Source organism: Nesterenkonia haasae (assembly GCF_010119385.1).
Classification (GTDB): Bacteria; Actinomycetota; Actinomycetes; order Actinomycetales; family Micrococcaceae; genus Nesterenkonia; species Nesterenkonia haasae.
The window spans coordinates 192,609-209,939 of sequence record NZ_VFIE01000017.1; the positions used below are offsets into that span (position 1 = coordinate 192,609).

14 protein-coding genes are annotated in these 17,331 nt (G+C 60.3%); 11 read left to right on the plus strand and 3 right to left on the minus strand.

What is annotated here, in order from left to right; all coding sequences use genetic code 11:
* Positions 1-100: 100 nt before the first annotated feature.
* The 11 genes from uvrA to secG all read left to right on the plus strand — a co-directional run bounded on the left by uvrA (position 101) and on the right by secG (position 13,070).
* Positions 101-3,010: an excinuclease ABC subunit UvrA gene (uvrA, locus tag FH975_RS01000; RefSeq protein ID WP_328821719.1), complete on the plus strand. Its 2,910-nt coding sequence runs from the start codon at positions 101-103 to the stop codon at positions 3,008-3,010.
* A gap of 42 nt (positions 3,011-3,052) precedes the next feature.
* Positions 3,053-3,778 carry a lysophospholipid acyltransferase family protein gene (locus FH975_RS01005; RefSeq protein WP_153077514.1) on the plus strand — a complete coding sequence of 242 codons (726 nt, stop codon included), beginning with the start codon at positions 3,053-3,055 and terminating at the stop codon, positions 3,776-3,778.
* Positions 3,771-5,654 (plus strand): excinuclease ABC subunit UvrC, encoded by a 1,884-nt coding sequence (uvrC, locus tag FH975_RS01010; protein WP_153077515.1) that lies wholly within the window; start codon positions 3,771-3,773, stop codon positions 5,652-5,654. The genes FH975_RS01005 and uvrC overlap by 8 nt, the downstream gene beginning before the upstream one ends.
* A 9-nt stretch (positions 5,655-5,663) precedes the next feature.
* The gene (gene rapZ / locus FH975_RS01015) at positions 5,664-6,554 is read left to right on the plus strand and encodes an RNase adapter RapZ (protein WP_162319667.1); all 891 of its coding nucleotides are present in this window, start codon (positions 5,664-5,666) and stop codon (positions 6,552-6,554) included.
* A 17-nt stretch (positions 6,555-6,571) separates the two neighbouring features.
* A complete protein-coding gene (locus FH975_RS01020) occupies positions 6,572-7,594 on the plus strand; it encodes a gluconeogenesis factor YvcK family protein (RefSeq protein ID WP_153077517.1) in 1,023 nt (340 codons plus the stop codon).
* 63 nt (positions 7,595-7,657) lie between these two features.
* Complete coding sequence (gene whiA / locus FH975_RS01025; protein WP_153077518.1) at positions 7,658-8,638, plus strand: DNA-binding protein WhiA; 981 nt, start codon at positions 7,658-7,660, stop codon at positions 8,636-8,638.
* Positions 8,639-8,785: 147 nt separating this feature from the next.
* The gene (locus tag FH975_RS01030) at positions 8,786-9,409 is read left to right on the plus strand and encodes a superoxide dismutase (protein ID WP_153077519.1); all 624 of its coding nucleotides are present in this window, start codon (positions 8,786-8,788) and stop codon (positions 9,407-9,409) included.
* A gap of 226 nt (positions 9,410-9,635) precedes the next feature.
* Positions 9,636-10,643, plus strand: coding sequence for a type I glyceraldehyde-3-phosphate dehydrogenase (gap, locus tag FH975_RS01035; protein ID WP_153077520.1), 1,008 nt, complete (start codon positions 9,636-9,638; stop codon positions 10,641-10,643).
* Between the two features lie 60 nt (positions 10,644-10,703).
* Positions 10,704-11,942, plus strand: coding sequence for a phosphoglycerate kinase (locus FH975_RS01040; protein ID WP_162319668.1), 1,239 nt, complete (start codon positions 10,704-10,706; stop codon positions 11,940-11,942).
* The gene (tpiA, locus tag FH975_RS01045) at positions 11,939-12,751 is read left to right on the plus strand and encodes a triose-phosphate isomerase (protein ID WP_153077522.1); all 813 of its coding nucleotides are present in this window, start codon (positions 11,939-11,941) and stop codon (positions 12,749-12,751) included. Before FH975_RS01040 ends, tpiA begins: the two co-directional genes overlap by 4 nt.
* A gap of 76 nt (positions 12,752-12,827) precedes the next feature.
* The gene (gene secG, locus FH975_RS01050) at positions 12,828-13,070 is read left to right on the plus strand and encodes a preprotein translocase subunit SecG (protein ID WP_202922934.1); all 243 of its coding nucleotides are present in this window, start codon (positions 12,828-12,830) and stop codon (positions 13,068-13,070) included.
* An 11-nt stretch (positions 13,071-13,081) separates the two neighbouring features.
* Here secG and pgl read toward each other — a convergent pair whose 3' ends face one another.
* From pgl to FH975_RS01065, 3 genes are read right to left on the minus strand one after another with little or no spacing between them, the layout of a single operon-like run.
* Positions 13,082-13,909: a 6-phosphogluconolactonase gene (pgl, locus tag FH975_RS01055; protein ID WP_162319669.1), complete on the minus strand. Its 828-nt coding sequence runs from the start codon at positions 13,907-13,909 to the stop codon at positions 13,082-13,084.
* Between the two features lie 60 nt (positions 13,910-13,969).
* A complete protein-coding gene (zwf, locus tag FH975_RS01060; protein WP_162319670.1) occupies positions 13,970-15,544 on the minus strand; it encodes a glucose-6-phosphate dehydrogenase in 1,575 nt (524 codons plus the stop codon).
* A complete protein-coding gene (locus FH975_RS01065; protein WP_162319671.1) occupies positions 15,541-17,193 on the minus strand; it encodes a glucose-6-phosphate isomerase in 1,653 nt (550 codons plus the stop codon). Before FH975_RS01065 ends, zwf begins: the two co-directional genes overlap by 4 nt.
* Positions 17,194-17,331 lie beyond the last annotated feature (138 nt).

Below are 17,331 nucleotides of genomic sequence, written 5' to 3' on the forward strand. Positions count from 1 at the left end.
AGTCTATGCGCACGCCGGATTCCTTCACAGGTTGCGCTCAGGGCTAACCCGGCCTCTAGAACACTTGTTCGAATAAGGGTGCGGGCTTACACTTGTGCGCGTGCCTGAAACCAGAGCTGAAGCCACCCAGATCGTTGTCCAAGGAGCACGTGAGCACAACCTCAAGAACGTCGGGGTAGAGCTGCCCCGGAATTCGTTTATCGTCTTCACCGGACTCTCCGGCTCCGGGAAGTCGTCTTTGGCGTTCGACACCATTTTCGCCGAGGGCCAGAGACGCTACGTGGAGTCTCTTTCCGCCTACGCTCGCCAGTTCCTGGGGCGAGTGGACAAGCCGGATATCGACTTTATCGAGGGGTTATCGCCCGCAGTCTCCATCGACCAGAAATCGACCTCACGCAACCCACGTTCCACAGTAGGTACGGTCACTGAGATTCACGACTACCTGCGTCTGCTCTGGGCGCGTATCGGTGTGCCGCACTGCCCTGAATGCGGAGAGAAGATAGATCGGCAAACGCCACAGCAGATCGTCGACCAGATCCTCAGCTTCCCGGAGAACACGCGTTTTCAGGTTCTTGCGCCCGTCGTTCGTGAACGCAAAGGTGAGTTCAAGGACCTCTTCCGGGAGTTGGCAGGTGCCGGATTTTCCCGCGCCGTGGTTGACGGAGAACTCATCCAGCTCAGTGAGCCGCCCACACTGGAGAAGCAGTACAAGCACTCCGTCGATGTAGTAATCGACCGTCTGGTCATTCGTGACGGTATGCGGCAGCGTCTTACCGATTCGATTGAGACTGCACTGAAGCAGGCCGAAGGACGGGTTGTGATCGACTTGGTCGATCTTGACGAGACTGGCGAGCCATCCGACCCCGCACGCGTCCCCGAGGGGCTCACTGGGCCCAAGTACCGGGCATTCAGCGAGAATCTGGCCTGCCCGAACGAACATCAGTTGCCTATCGACGAAATCGAACCGCGAACCTTCAGCTTCAACTCACCCTTCGGGGCCTGCGACGTCTGTTCTGGCATCGGCTCGCGGCTGGAAGTGGACCCCGATCTGGTAGTGCCCGACGATTCGCTCTCAATCCGAGAGGGCGCCATTGCGCCGTGGGCTATGGGCGCTGAGACAAAGAAGTACTGGGTCCGGATCATCGAAGGATTGACTGATGAGCTCAAATTCTCCATCGGCACACCCTGGAGAGATCTCCCCACCAAAGTGCAGAAGGCACTACTCCGCGGACGCAATTTCAAAGTCAAAGTTTCCTACCGAAACCGCTGGGGCCGGGAACGCCGCTACACCAGTGGATTCGAGGGTGTACTGGCCTATATTGAGCGCAAGCATGAGGAGGTCGAGTCGGATAACGCGCGCGACAGGTACGAACAGTACATGCGGCAGATCCCATGCCCTGCCTGTGCGGGCCAGCGGCTGAACCCTGCTGTTCTGTCCGTGCTCATAGCGGACAGATCTATTGCAGATGTGGCACGGTTGCCGCTCGACGAATGTGCCGCGTTCTTCCGCAGCCTCGAGCTCTCAACCCGCGATGCCAAAATTGCGGATCAGGTCCTCAAGGAGATTGATGCCCGCCTGCAGTTCTTACTGGATGTCGGGCTGAGCTACCTCAACTTGGAGCGCGCAGCCGGAACCCTCTCTGGGGGAGAGGCCCAACGCATTCGCCTTGCAACCCAGATCGGCTCGGGGTTGGTAGGAGTCCTCTATGTGCTTGACGAGCCCTCAATCGGCCTCCATCAGCGGGACAACACCCGCCTGATTCAGACTCTCACCCGGTTGCGCGATCTTGGCAACACGCTCATCGTGGTCGAACACGACGAGGACACCATCGCTGAGGCCGACTGGATCGTCGACATCGGCCCAGGTGCGGGGGAACGGGGCGGGAGCATCGTTCACTCCGGCTCGGTCGAGGGTCTGCGAGCCAACGAACACTCCATCACGGGGGACTATCTTGCGGGTCGGCGGAGCATTGCGGTGCCGGCCGAACGCAGATCGGTCGATCAGGAGCGCAAGCTGCGTATTGTCGAGGCAGAGGAGAACAACCTCAGCAACGTCACCGTCGATATTCCGCTGGGGGTCTTCTTGGCCGTGACTGGTGTCTCGGGCTCGGGAAAATCCACGCTCATCAATGAGATTCTGTCGAAATCACTGGCCAATCGGCTCAACAAGGCACGCCAAGTGCCTGGCAGGCACCGGCGGATCGATGGCATCGCCGACCATCTCGACAAGATCATTCAGGTAGACCAAAGTCCGATAGGTCGAACACCCCGATCCAATCCAGCGACCTATACCGGCGTCTTCGATCACATCAGGAAACTCTTCGCTTCGACTCCAGAAGCCAAGATACGCGGCTATCAGCCAGGACGGTTCAGCTTCAACATCAAGGGCGGCCGATGTGAGGCGTGCTCCGGTGACGGCACCCTGAAGATCGAAATGAACTTCCTACCGGACGTCTACGTACCCTGCGAAGTATGCCTAGGGGCGCGCTATAACCGCGAGACACTGGACATTCTCTACAAGGGAAAGTCAATCGCGGATGTGCTGGATATGCCCATTGAGTTGGCCGCAGACTTCTTCTCTGCATTCGCGCCTATCGCACGGCACCTCAATACCCTTGTGGAGGTTGGCTTGGGCTATGTGCGCCTCGGCCAATCGGCGACCACGCTCTCCGGCGGTGAAGCACAGCGCGTCAAACTCGCCTCGGAACTGCAGAAGCGTTCCAATGGTCGATCGATCTACGTATTGGACGAGCCCACAACCGGGTTGCACTTCGAAGATATCCGGAAACTGCTTGGTGTCCTTCAAGGTCTGGTGGACAAGGGAAACACTGTGCTGACCATCGAGCACAACCTCGACGTGGTGAAGTCAGCGGACTGGGTCATCGACCTCGGCCCTGAGGGAGGGTCCGGCGGGGGCCGGATTATTGCCGAAGGTACCCCTGAAGATATTGCCCGGAATGGGGAGGCCACCGGGTCTCACACCGGCAAGTTCTTGGCGTCGTTGCTCTGATCTGGCCCTTTCAGGCTTCTACAGTTGCTAAGCTCTCTTGCGATGAACACAGTACCGGAACCACCAACCACGGCAGCCGTTGTAGAGGGCCGCACTGCAGCTCAGGAGCGAATCCGCCGGATAGGCGGAGGCGCCCTGCGGCTCCTGTGCCGACCAACGGTCGAAGGGCTGGAGAACGTCCCCGACACTGGCGGCTTCATAGTGGCTTCCAATCACTTGAGTTTCCTGGACTCAGTGCTCATGCAGGGGATCTTTCCCCGAGCGGTGAGTTTCTTCGCCAAGGCTGAGTACTTCACTCAGTCCGGATTGCGGGGCAGGGGAATGCGCTTCTTCTTTGAGTCTTTCGGCTCCGTGCCAGTGGATCGAGACAGGCAGTCCGGCGCAGTTGAGGCACTCTACGGCCTCACCTCAATCATTGAAGCCGGGCATGGTGTGGGGATCTACCCAGAAGGGACCCGGAGCCGAGACGGACGGCTATATCGTGGCAAGAATGGGGTCGGATGGTTAGCCCTGGCCACCGGTGCCCCCGTGGTCCCAGTTGGGCTTCGGGGTACCGAAAGGCTTCAGCCCCCAGATAAGAACATGATGCGTCCAGCACGGTTCGAGATGCGGGTCGGTGCCCCGCTCCACTTCGCCAAGCTGGGGGAGAAGCACTCTATGAAACCGCGGAAGGAAGCGACCAACGCCGTGATGGACGCCATCGCGGATCTCTCGGGTCAAGAACGCGTCCAGGAGTACAACACCAGACCCGCCGGAGCCGATGGCTGATCCAGCCAGCTACCGCCCAAAACCCGGTGAGATCCCCACCCGGCCGGGGGTGTATCGGTTTATCGACGCCCATGGCCGGGTCGTGTACGTGGGTAAGGCCAAGAGCCTAAGATCCCGGCTGAACTCATACTTCACGTCTGTGCATCAGCTGCATCCCAAAACCTATGCCATGGTCCATGCAGCCGCTTCCGTCGAGTGGACCGTGGTGAGCTCCGAGCTGGAGGCCATCCAGCTGGAATACACGTGGATTAAGCAACACACCCCGCGGTTCAACATTATGTACCGCGACGATAAGTCTTACCCGTACCTCGCCGTGACTATGAACGAGGCGGTTCCGCGAGTCCAGGTGATGCGAGGAGACAAGAAACCTGGCGTCAAATACTTTGGGCCCTTCTACCCCGCCAAAGCCATCCGGGACACGGTCGACACTATGCTGCGGGTATTTCCTGTCCGCTCGTGTTCCACAGGAGTCTACAAACGTGCTGAAGCCGCTGGACGTCCCTGTCTGCTCGGCTACATCGACAAGTGCTCCGCGCCATGCGTGGGAAATATCTCTGTCGAGGACCACCGAAAACTCGCTCAGGAGTTCGTCGAGGTGATGGCTGGCCGCCCCGGTCCCCACATCAGGCGAATCGAGGCGCAGATGAAACTGGCCGTCTCAGAGCTTCGCTATGAGGACGCAGCCCGGCACCGCGATGACCTTCACGCCATCCAGCGGGTTTTCGAGCGCAATGCAGTTGTGCTCACTGAGGAAACAGATGCCGATATTTTTGCCTTTGCCCAGGACGAGTTGGAAGCCAGTGCCCAGGTCTTTCATGTGCGGCAGGGTCGTATCCGAGGACAGCGCGGCTGGATTTCGGAAAAAGTTGAGGAGATCGACGACGCCGGCATGGTCGAGCAGCTCGTACTCCAGATCTACGGGGATATGGCCGATACTGAACGAATACCTCGGGAGGTGCTGGTTCCGGCCGTTCCGGATAACCGCACGGAGCTGACGGAATGGCTCTCCGCGCGCCGCGGCGCGGCTGTGGACCTCCGGGTGCCGCAGCGCGGAGACAAGGCCGCCTTGTTGGATACGGTCCAGGAGAACGCGGAGCAGGCCCTGAGTCTGCACAAGGCACGACGCTCCAGCGATATCACGACCCGGTCCGCGGCGCTGCGTGAGCTGCAGGAGCAGTTGGGACTCCAGGAGCCTCTGCTGCGTATCGAGTGTTTTGACGTCTCCCATACCGGGGGTACCAACGTAGTTGCCTCAATGGTGGTCCTGGAGGATGGATTGCCAAAGAAGAAGGACTACCGGCGGTTCAGCATACGTGGAGAGGCAGCCCGGGATGACACATCCGCTATGTATGACGTCCTCACCAGGAGGTTCACAAAGTACCTCCAAGAGTCTGCTGATCTTGATGTGGATGATCCGGGAAAGTTCGCCTATCCGCCGACCCTGGTGGTGGTGGACGGAGGCCAACCTCAGGTGACAGCGGCACGGCGGGCACTAGATGACTTGGGGCTTACCGATATGCCCGTAGTGGGCCTGGCCAAACGGCTTGAAGAGGTGTGGGTCTCCGATGACACATTTCCCCTGGTGCTTCCGAGAACCTCCGAGGCGCTCTATATGCTCCAGCGAATCCGCGATGAAGCCCACAGGTTCGCCATCGCCTACCACCGGACTACCCGGTCCAAAAAGATGACCGCCTCTGCGCTCGATGATGTGCCGGGCCTCGGCCCCAAGCGTCGAGCTGCCGTCGTCGCGCATTTCGGATCGGTGGCGAACCTCACCAGGGCGACACCGGAGGAGATCGCCGAAGTTCCCGGCCTTGGGCTGGAGACGGCCATGAAGATCCTCGAACACCTGCGAGGGGACGGGCCGGCGAAGTAGGGTGGAGACATGAGCGACCTTGCACCGGTGAAACCTCCCGAGAACGAACTGCTTATAGTCACCGGTATGTCCGGGGCTGGGCGCACTACCGCAGCCCATGCACTGGAAGATATGGGCTGGTACGTCGTCGAGGGCCTGCCTCCTGAGCTCATCTCCACAATGATGGATCTCGTGGCCCGTAACCCTCGATCAGTGGAGAAACTAGCTGTAGTTCTCGACGCTCGCAGCCGCGGACTCTACAGCTCCATGCAGGAAGGCCTCACACAGATCTCAGCGGCGGGTATCAGCTATCGAGTCCTTTACCTGGACGCCAGTGACGAGCTTCTGGTGCGTCGATTCGAGCAGGGGCGTCGTCCGCACCCGCTGCAGGGGGATGGACGCATACTGGATGGGCTCCGGTTGGAGCGCGAACTCCTTGCGCCGGTGCAGGAACAGGCCGACATTGTCATCGACACCACGGACCTCAACGTCCACGGGCTTGCCAACGCCATTAATGAACTCTTCAACGACGACGGCCCCATCACCCTGAGACTGAACGTGATGAGTTTTGGCTTCAAATATGGTGTCCCCGCTGACGCCAATTACGTGGCTGACGTGAGGTTTATCCCCAATCCCCATTGGGTCCCCGAACTGCGCCCGCTGACAGGGCAGAACGCTCTGGTCCGCGACTATGTTCTGGAGAACGAGGGGGCTGGTGAGTTCGTAGACCGTTACGTAGAAGCTCTGAAACCGGTCCTGGATGGTTACCGGCGCGAGAACAAGCACTACGCCACACTGGCTGTTGGCTGCACTGGCGGCAAGCACCGCTCCGTGGCCATCAGCGAGGAGCTGGCCCGCCGGCTGGCCCAACTCCCCAATGTCACGGTAAACGTAGTTCACCGTGACCTCGGCCGCGAATAGCTGACGGGTGACCTGCTGTGAACCAAATGACCGGGCCCGTCCCGATGCTAAGCACTCAGCCTGTAGTGCCACCGATCAATCGGACGTCGTTTCGCGTGACCGCACTTGGCGGCGGGCACGGACTCTCAGCCACGCTGAAAGCCCTTCGGATTGTGGCCGCAGAGCACCTGACGGCGGTCTGCACTGTGGCAGACGATGGCGGTTCCTCCGGACGGTTGAGGCAGGATATGGACGTGCTGCCCCCGGGGGATCTCCGTATGGCGCTCACCGCCCTGTGTGACGATACCGACTGGGGTCGAACCTGGGCTGATGTCATGCAACACCGTTTCAGATCCAAGGACGGAATCACCGGAAGCCTCGACGATCACGCCATGGGAAATCTGCTGATCGTCGCTTTATGGGAGCTGCTCGGTGACCCAGTCGACGGTCTTCGATGGGCCGGTGCACTGCTCGGTGCTCGCGGCCAGGTGTTGCCCATGTCGCGCACCCCCCTGTCCCTCTCGGGGCTGGTGCACCCCAAAGACGGCGGAGCGGCAGTGAGAATGACATCTCAGGCCGATATCGCTCGTGCGGGGAGTCTGGGTAGACTCACCGACCTCCAATTGGAGCCCCAGGACGCCGAACCGTGCGTTGAAGCGGTGAGTTCCATTGAACTCGCCGACTGGGTGGTCTTCGGACCAGGCTCCTGGTACACCTCAGTTCTGCCCCACCTCCTTCTGGACGGGCTTCGCAATGCGCTGGGTGAGACCGAAGCCAAGCGGTGCGTTGTGATGAATCTCAAGCCGGACACATCGGAAACTCTGGGGATGAGCCCTGCGGATCACCTGAACGTGATTGCTGAGTATGCCCCGGGGGTCCGGATCGATGCTGTAATTGCCGACCCACGCTCTGTGACACCCTCTGAAAGGGAAGAGTTCGAGAAGTCGGCCGCAGCGCTTGGCGCTGAGATCACCTACGGGAAGGTTCGGCGTGAGTCACAGCAGGATGTTCACGATCCGCTGCGTCTGGCCATATCATTCAGCGAGGTGTTCCACGCCTGAGATACTATTGCGCACGCTCCCGCGCATCAGCCGACCCGAACCACACATGAGGATCCGATACCAATGGCGCTGACCGAATCGGTCAAGAATGAACTCTCCCGAGTGGAGGTCTTCACCACCTCTGAACGCAAGGCTGAGCTCTCCGCCATGCTCCGCTTTGCCGGCGGTCTGCACGTGATTTCTCGTCGAATCGTGATCGAAGCCGAATTGGATCACGCCCACACGGCACGGCGCCTACGTGCCGGTTTGGGTGAGGTCTACGGTCACGGCTGTGAGGTCATCGTTGTTTCCGGCAACGGGTTGAAACGCGGCTCTCGGTATGTGGTCCGAGTGGTCCGCGAAGGCGACGCACTGGCTCGGCAGACTGGTCTCCTCGATGGACGCGGGCGTCCCGTGCGTGGGCTTCCTGCCGTCATCGTCAATGGTTCAGTCGCCGACGCTGTCGCCGCCTGGCGAGGAGCATTTCTTGCTCACGGTTCACTTACCGAGCCGGGCCGGTCTTGTTCACTGGAAGTCACCTGCCCCGGGTCGGAAGCAGCCCTGGCACTCGTAGGAGCCGCCCGTCGGTTGGACATCCTCGCCAAAGCTCGTGAAGTCCGCAACGCCGACCGAGTGGTCATCAGAGACGCCGAGTCCATCGCCAAACTGCTCACTGCGATGGGGGCACATAGAACCCTCGAAGTGTGGGAGGAGCGCCGTCAGCGACGCGAGCACCGTGCCTCCGCGAATAGGCTGGCCAACTTTGATGATGCCAATCTGCGACGCTCCGCTCAGGCCGCAGTAGCTGCCGGGGCCCGGGTAGAGAGAGCTCTCGAAATTCTCGGGGAAGAAGTCCCGGAGCATCTCGAATACGCCGGAAAGCTGCGCCTGCAGCACAAGCAAGCCTCCCTGGACGAACTTGGCCGGTTGGCCGAACCGGCCATGACCAAAGATGCGATCGCAGGACGGATTCGCCGCCTCCTGGCTATGGCGGACAAACTTGCCGAGGACAAGGGCATCCCCGGCACAGACGCGCACGTCACAGATGACATGTTGGACAGCTGAACGGTCAGGCCTGATCACCACGTCGTTTCATCCGATGGTGAACAGAGTCCGTCATACAGCTTCACCCCCTTCAACGACTGGCCCTGGCGGCATAGGATAATTTGCAGCGAGGCAGTGACCTCGGAATCCCGTCACAAGGAGGAACGCATGGCTGAGTACACCCTTCCTGAGCTCGACTACGACTACGGTGCCCTGGAGCCGCATATTTCCGGACGCATCATGGAGCTTCACCACTCCAAGCACCACAACACCTATGTCGGTGGCGCTAACACGGCGTTGGAGAAGTTGGCCGAGGCTCGCGATAAGGGCGACTACGCCACGACTCCGAAGCTTCTCAAGGACCTGCAGTTCAACCTGGGTGGACACACCAACCACTCCATCTTCTGGAAGAACCTGACCCCCAACGGTCAGGAGCGCCCCGAAGGTGAGCTGGCGGCTGCGATTGATGAGTACTTCGGAGGATTCGACAAATTCCAAGAGCAGTTCACGCAGGCTGCCCTGACAATTCAGGGATCCGGCTGGGCCCTGCTGGCTTTCGAGCCCATCGGTGGCAACTTGGTCATCGAACAGTTTTATGATCAGCAGAACGGCATCCCCGTAGCTACGACTCCGCTGCTGATGCTGGACATGTGGGAGCACGCCTTCTATCTCGACTACCAGAACGTGAAGCCTGACTACGTCAAGGCTTGGTGGAACATTGTCAACTGGGATGACGTGGCTTCCCGTCTGGAAGCAGCACGTGCCGGGGCTGCCAAGCTGGTCACCCCGTAGTCCAAGACGTGATCATAGCGGCGCCGCGGCGTCGCTCCTATGACACAATAGGTTGAAGAAAACTGAACACGTTCTGCAGCTACACCTGAGAACAACGAAGTTGTTGGGGGTCAGCAGCGCTGGGATAAGTATCCGGCGCCGCTGATCCCCAACCTGTTTCTCAGCACTTTTCGGGGTGCTGTGTGGCGGCAGGCGCACCTCGAGCCGGAAACGGAAGGAAAAATCTATGGCGACAAAGATCGCAATCAACGGATTCGGACGCATCGGACGCAATGTGCTGCGTGTGTTGGAGGCCCAGGGATCCGATCTGGAGCTCGTGGCGATCAACGACCTCACCGATCCGGCAGCTCTCGTGAACCTGACAAAGTACGACTCCATAATGGGTCGTTTTCCAAGCGAGGTGACACTGGAGGGCGACTCCCTCGTGATCGGCGAACGTCGCATCAAACTGCTGTCTGACCGAGATCCAGCAAACCTCCCTTGGGGAGACCTCGGTGTCGATATTGTCATCGAGAGCACCGGTTTCTTCGCCACGAAGGAAGCCGCAAGCAAGCACATCGAAGCCGGCGCAAAAAAGGTGATCATCTCTGCGCCTGGCAAGGGAGTGGACGGCACCTTCGTCCCCGGAATCAACGAAGACACATACGATCCGCAGAACCACACAGTAATCTCCAATGCCTCCTGCACCACCAACTGCCTGGCACCACTGGTCAAGGTCCTCAACGACGAGTTCGGCATCGTCGAGGGTCTGATGACTACTGTTCACGCATATACAGGCGATCAGCGGCTGCACGATGCCCCGCACAGCGATCAGCGCCGTGCCCGAGCAGCTGCCAATAATATGGTTCCGACCTCCACCGGCGCAGCGGCCGCTATCGGCTCAGTGATCCCAGAAGTTGACGGCAAGCTCGACGGCTTCGCGGTGCGGGTCCCAGTCATCACCGGGTCAGGCACCGACCTTACTGTTACCGTCGCCAAGGATGGAGTCACCATCGACGAGGTCAACGCGGCATTCAAGCGTGCGGCTGAAGGCCCCATGGCCGGGGCGCTGGCCTACAACGAGGACCCGATCGTTTCCTCTGACATCATTGGTGACCCGCATGCGTCGATCTTTGACGCGCCGTTGACCAAAGTGATCGGCCACACAGTCAAGGTGTTCTCCTGGTACGACAACGAGTACGGCTACTCTTCACGACTTGTGAAGATGACCGAGCACGTTGCCAGTAAACTCTGAGGAGACCTAGCCGGGTACCCGGCTCAGCTCGGAGCGATGAGAAGGGAATGCTCGCGAACAATGACTGCATCGACTCTCGATGATCTGCTGGCCGAAGGTGTCTCCGGCCGTACTGTCCTGGTCCGTTCTGACCTCAACGTACCCCTGTCCCAGGGTGTCGTAGGGGATGACGGCCGGATTCGTGCCTCACTGCCTGTGCTGGAGAAACTCGCTGCGGCCGGTGCGAAGGTCCTCGTCACCGCGCACCTCGGCAGACCCAAGGGCGAACCCAACCCAGAATTCTCTTTGGCGCCGGTAGCAGCCCGCATGAATGAGCTGTCTCGAGTGACAGTCAAGCGTGCCGAGGACCTCGTCGGCGCCGCAGCTCAAGCCTCAGCCGAGGCTCTCGAGCCGGGGGAGATCCTGCTCCTGGAAAACGTCAGGTTTGACCCGCGGGAAACGTCCAAGGACGATCAAGCGCGCAGTGAACTGGCTGGTGAACTCGCCGACCTCGCCGGTACCTCCGGGGCGTTTGTGAACGATGCCTTTGGGGCAGTTCACCGCAAGCACGCCTCCGTCTTTGACATTGCCGCGAAACTTCCGGCGTACCAAGGGGACCTCGTCGCCGCTGAGCTCGAAGTCCTGAAGACACTCACGCAGTCTCCTGAACGCCCCTACACGGTGGTGTTGGGCGGATCCAAGGTCTCGGACAAGATCGCTGTCATCGAAAACCTCATTCCTAAGGCCGACAGTGTCATTATCGGGGGTGGAATGGTATTCACCCTGGCTAAAGCCATCATGGGTTATGGGATTGGCAAATCGCTGGTGGAGACTGATTTGTTGACCGATGAGTCCGTCACTGGGCTTTTGGAGTTGGCTAAGCGCCACAGCACTAAGATTCTCTTCCCCACGGACATGGTGATGGCTTCGCGCTTCGCTGCAGATGCCGAGCACGAGGTCCTTCCCCTCGAGTCCCTTGAGTCGGGCACTCACGGAGCGGAGGCGCTAGGTTTGGATATCGGGCCGGAGTCAGCAGCACTCTTCGCTGCGGAGATCGCACGGTCCAAAACTGTGTTTTGGAATGGCCCTATGGGGGTATTCGAGATGGAGGCATTCGCTAAGGGAACGGAGGCGGTGGCTCGGGCGTTGACCGAGAGCCCGGGGTTCACTGTAGTAGGTGGCGGAGACTCCGCCGCCGCTGTGCGCGCCCTCGGGTTCGATGAGTCCGAGTTTGGCCACATCTCAACCGGAGGCGGCGCGTCTCTGGAGTACCTCGAGGGAAAGAACCTCCCCGGAATCGACGCTTTAGGAGCAGCATGACCACCACACAGGATGGGGCGTTCGTCCGTCGGCCACTGATTGCCGGCAACTGGAAAATGAATATGGACCACATCCAAGCCATCGCGTTGGTCCAGAAACTCGCATGGACCCTGGACGACGCCAGCCACGACTATGAGCGTGTCGAAGTTTCTGTCTTCCCACCGTTTACGGACCTGCGCAGTGTCCAAACACTCGTCGCGGGCGACAAACTCTCGCTGGTCTACGGCGCACAGGATCTCTCGCCTGAAGACTCGGGAGCGTACACCGGTGACATTCCCGGGGCGTTCCTCACCAAGCTCGGCTGTACCCAGGTGCTCATCGGGCACTCAGAACGCCGGGAAATTCACCGCGAAGGTGACGAGGTAGTCCACGCCAAGATTGAGGCAGCTCTTCGACACGGGCTGACACCGCTACTGTGTGTGGGCGAAGGCTTAGAGGTGCGAGAGGCAGGGGAGCATGTGGCCCACACACTGTCTCAGGTTGAAGCGGCCTTGAAGAGCTTCACCTCTGATCAGCTCAGTAACCTGGTGATCGCCTATGAACCCGTATGGGCCATCGGAACTGGTAAGACGGCCGGACCCGAGGACGCGCAGGAACTGGCTCAGGCCATTCGCTCCAGACTAGCGGAGCTCTACAGCCCCGGCTTCGCTGACTCCATTCGGATTCTCTACGGTGGCTCGGTGAAGTCGAGCAACGTGGCGGCAATTCTTGGTGGTCCAGACGTCGACGGAGCCCTCGTCGGAGGTGCATCCCTGGACGCCGAAGAATTCGCCAAGATCGCTCAGTTCGAAAAGCACATCAACGCGTAGTTCAGCCCAGACTCCTGCTAGGCTTGTAGCCGCGCAAATTCTGCTGATAGTCCACGAAAGGCCGCATGTGACCGCAATGACCATCGGGCTTCAGGTCGCCCTCCTGGTGATCAGCCTGCTTCTGATTCTGCTGATCCTGTTGCACAAGGGACGTGGCGGTGGCATGTCTGACATGTTCGGCGGCGGCATCACCTCGTCACTGGGCTCTTCCGGCGTAGCTGAACGGAACTTGACTCGGTTGACCATCGTGCTGGGTATTGTATGGGGCCTCATTATCGTGACGCTGGCCCTGCTGATCCAGACAACCGGTTCCTGGTAGGGCCTCCCAGGCTACGCCTGATTGAGCTGTTCTGCTGCGGCCCGGTCCAGGTGCCAGACTGTCTGGTGTCTACCCCTTGCGTTGGCGGCCGGTACCTCTGAAACATCAGGCTCGGCGGCGAAAGCTCTAACAGCCGCGTCGGCCTTGTCCTGACCGGTGACGGCTGTCCACACTCGTTTGGCGGTGTGGACAGCATCGAACGTCAGAGTCACACGCATCGGAGGGCCCAGCCGCTGCGGGGCGTCATCTTCACCGGTGGTGCTCTGGCCCACCACGCTCAGAGATTCTTTCCCCGGGAAAAGACTGTTGATGTGACCATCGGGTCCGACACCCAGCAGCATCACATCGATCTCGGGCATATTAAGTGCGCCATGGGGCCCCGGTATCCCGCCTTCGGGTGCGCAGCGCTCCAGCTCCTGAGCGTACATCTTTGCCCCAGCAGCAGGATGCGCGGCCTCTTCAGACGTGGGCATCGCGTGAATATTCGTCTCGGGCAGCCCGTGTTCGGTGACGAGATAGTCGAGCAACGCCTCGCGTGCCTGCGTTTCGTTCCTGTCTGCCTCGCCGCGGGGCAGTAGACGCTCATCACCCCACCAGAAGTGGACTCTGGACCACTCCGGCCCGGTGCCGGAGCCGTCTCTGAGCAAGTCCGCTACAGCCTCGAGGGTCGCAATTCCTGCACCGCCGCCTGTCAGTGAAACATGCGCAAGCTCCTGCTCGCCGAGGACCTCTGTGACAACTCTCAGGAGATTCTGAGCGATTGCCTGTGTGACTGCCGCCCGGTCATTGAAGATTTCAATCTGAGGGTCTGCTGTCTCAGCGTTGAGTGTGGGTCCCATGTCACCAACCTTGGTTCTCGAAGTCTTGTGAAGTGCGCTCGTCAGCCTAAGGGCTCAGGCTCAAGGAACCCTCCACGACCGGCCGTCGCGGCTGAGCAGTTCGTGAGCAGAGTCAGGACCCCACGAGCCTGGGCTGTAGGGCTCAGGCTGCTCGTCCATGGACTCCCAGCGCTGGATGAACGGATCGAGGATCCGCCATGAGAGCTCCACTTCCCTGTGCCGAGGAAACAGTGGCGGCTCGCCCAGCAGAACGTCAAGGATGAGTCGCTCATAGGCTTCGGGCGACTCCTCAGTGAATGACCGTCCGTAGCTGAAGTCCATGTCGACGTCACGGATCTCCATCCCCGTCCCGGGCACTTTGGAAGCCAGGCGCAGGGTGGCGCCCTCATTGGGTTGGATTCGGATAATCAGGGCGTTCTGACCAAACTGGTTCTCATCGGCCTCAGTGAAGAGCAGATTAGGAGCTCTCTTGAACATCACGACAATCTCTGTGACACGTTTTCCCAGACGTTTACCGCTGCGCAGATAGAACGGAACGCCGTCCCAGCGCCGGGTGTGGATGTCCAGTTTGAATGCCGCATAGGTCTCCGTGGTGGACTCGGGGTCGAAACCCTCTTCCTGCAGGAAGCCCACCACGTCGCTGCCATCTTGGGTGCCGGCGTCGTACTGGCCGCGGGCACTGGCTGCTCCGAGATCAGATGGGACCTGCACGGCCTCCAGGACCTTTTCCTTCTCGCGCCGGAGATGATCGGCATCGAAGCTGATCGGCTCCTCCATGGCGGTGAGCGCCAACAGCTGGAGGAGGTGGTTCTGGATGACATCCCGGGCAGCGCCGACACCGTCGTAGTAGCTGGCTCTGCCCTCAATGCCGATGTTCTCAGCCATCGTGATCTGGACGTGATCGATGTGCTGATTGTTCCACAAAGGTTCAAAAAGCTGGTTGGCGAACCGTAGGGCCAAGAGATTCTGGACTGTCTCTTTACCCAGGTAGTGGTCGATCCGGAAAACATCATCGGAGGCGAATACGCGTTCGACAGCTTGATTGAGCTCATGGGCTGAGCACTCGTCATGCCCGAAAGGCTTCTCAATGATCACCCGCGACCAGGGATCCTCAGGAGACTGTGAGCGGCGAGCCAATCCGTGACTGGAGAGCTTCTGACAGACCGTCTCAAAGGAGTTGGGGGGGATGGACAAGTAGAACGCATGATTACCCCCGGTGCCGCGCTCGTCCTGGAGGTCAATCAGGACCTGCCCCAGGCGCTGGTAGGCCTCATCGTCCTCGAAGCCGTCGGCCTTGATGAATCTCAACCCCGCGGATAGCTTCTCCCATACTTCTTCGTGAAAGTCTGTGCGAGCTCGCTCTTGAACGTGGCCTTTGACCTGACGCGCAAACTCAGCGTCGTCCCAGTCGCGTCGACCAAAGCCGACCAGACTGAAGCTCTCCGGAAGCCGGCCGCGATTGGCAAGATCGTAGAGGGCGGGCAGCAGTTTCTTCCGCGCCAGGTCCCCGGTGACACCGAACATCACCATGGCGCAGTCGCCCGCAGGCCGCGATCCATTACCGGAAGTGTGGCCTCTCTGCGGCCCTCGCGCAAGGGCGGATGCCAGGGGGTCTCCGTGAACGCCGCTGCTCATGAAGCCAGTGTCGTAATCGCGTCGATGACTTGGGCGATACCCGAGTCACGGTCACTGAGGTGAAGCTGCAGCACGGGTCGTCCGTGATCCGCCAGTACTTGCGCGTCACCATTGGCTTGGGCGGTGATGAGCTCATCGAGTGTGAAGGGACGGTCCGGAACAGCGACGTCCTCGTCGGCCGAGGTCGTGATCTGAAGGAAGGCGCCTACCGCGGGGCCACCTTTGTGGAACTGACCCGTGGAGTGCAGGAACCTGGGCCCCCAGCCGAAAGTCACTGGCCGACCGCACAATGTTGACAGCTGCGGTCGCAGCTCCTCGAGGTGACTCTCAGAGATTCGATCCAGGTAGGCCATGACGGCAAGGTAGCCGTTTTCGGGTACCCGATCCAGCAACGCCTTCACTGCATGAGGAACTGTCACCTCTGCTGCCGACAACAGCGTGTCATCACCGGACGCACGAATCTCTACAGCCCGGTCGATGACAGGTTCGCCGGAAACAGGCGCTGGGGAGTCCAGCAGACTACGAGCCGCGACTTTGGCGGATTCTACGTCCGGTTGGTCGAAGGGGTTAATGCCGAGGAGAGACCCTGCCACCGCTGTGGCGACCTCCCAGAGTAGGAACTGAGCGCCGAGGCTCCCACCAGTGCGCACCACGTGAGGCGAGACCACAGTGTCAATGGGATCTCCATCAACCGACGCTCCATCTTCAGCATCGGCGTCTACGATCTGGACGACCAAGGAATCGTCGGCATCGCGTGTGAGCTCAGGTTCACCGTCAGCCACTATCACCGGAAGGAGTCCGGTGCCTGCTTTACCGGTGGACTCAGCGACGAGTTGTTCGATCCAAGCCCCCAAGCCCACTAGAGGGGAACCGTCGTCTGCAATGATGAGCTTGTCGCGCAATGGGGAGCTTCCCCCAATGGCTGCTCCCAACTGCAGTCCCGGGTTGGCGGCGTCGTCCTCGATGAGTAGGTCCACGGCGCTTTCTGCCTCGTCCAGGAGACCGTCGATGTCTGCACCCGCCAAACCGGCTGGTACCAGACCGAAGGCTGTGAGCGCTGAGTACCGTCCGCCGACAGAGGGGTCAGCCTCGAAGACCGCGCGGACACCCTGCTCGCGGGCCTGCTCGTTCATAGGGGACCCAGGATCGGTGACGACTACGGTGCGGCGGAACGGGTCGATACCGGCTTCATGGAACGCGTGCTGGACGATTCTGCGCTGTGAGTCAGTCTCGACAGTGGAACCGGACTTCGAGGACACTACGAGCACGGTCCGTTCGAGGTGGTTCAATGCTGCCGCGACCTGCTTGGGATCAGTCGAATCTAGAACGACCAAGTCCACACCTGCGGTGGCGCAGATGACTTCTGGAGCCAGGGAGGAGCCTCCCATGCCGGCGAGCACCACGCGGTCGACCCCTTCATCGCTCAACTCGCGACGCAGCTGAGCAATCTGCTCCACCAGCGGGCGTGAGGATTCGAAGGGGGACACCCAGCCGAGTCGCTGGCACGCTTCACCTTCCGCGGCTTGTCCCCAGAGGGTGTGGTCCTTAGCCGCGAGTCGTGAGGCGAACTCGTGATCCACCAGACCCGGGACCTGGGCCTCGGACGCCTCTCTTGCGGCACCGATCAAGGTCAGCGACAACGAACTCATCTGGGTGTTCCCTTCTGTGCAAATTCCCGCGACGGGGGAGCCCCGCCCGCGTCTTCTCCGGATGCGGGGCTCATGTTCCCCAAGGCCCCGCGGATGCTTCAGCAGAACTACTTTTGACGCCTCAGACCCTCTTCGATG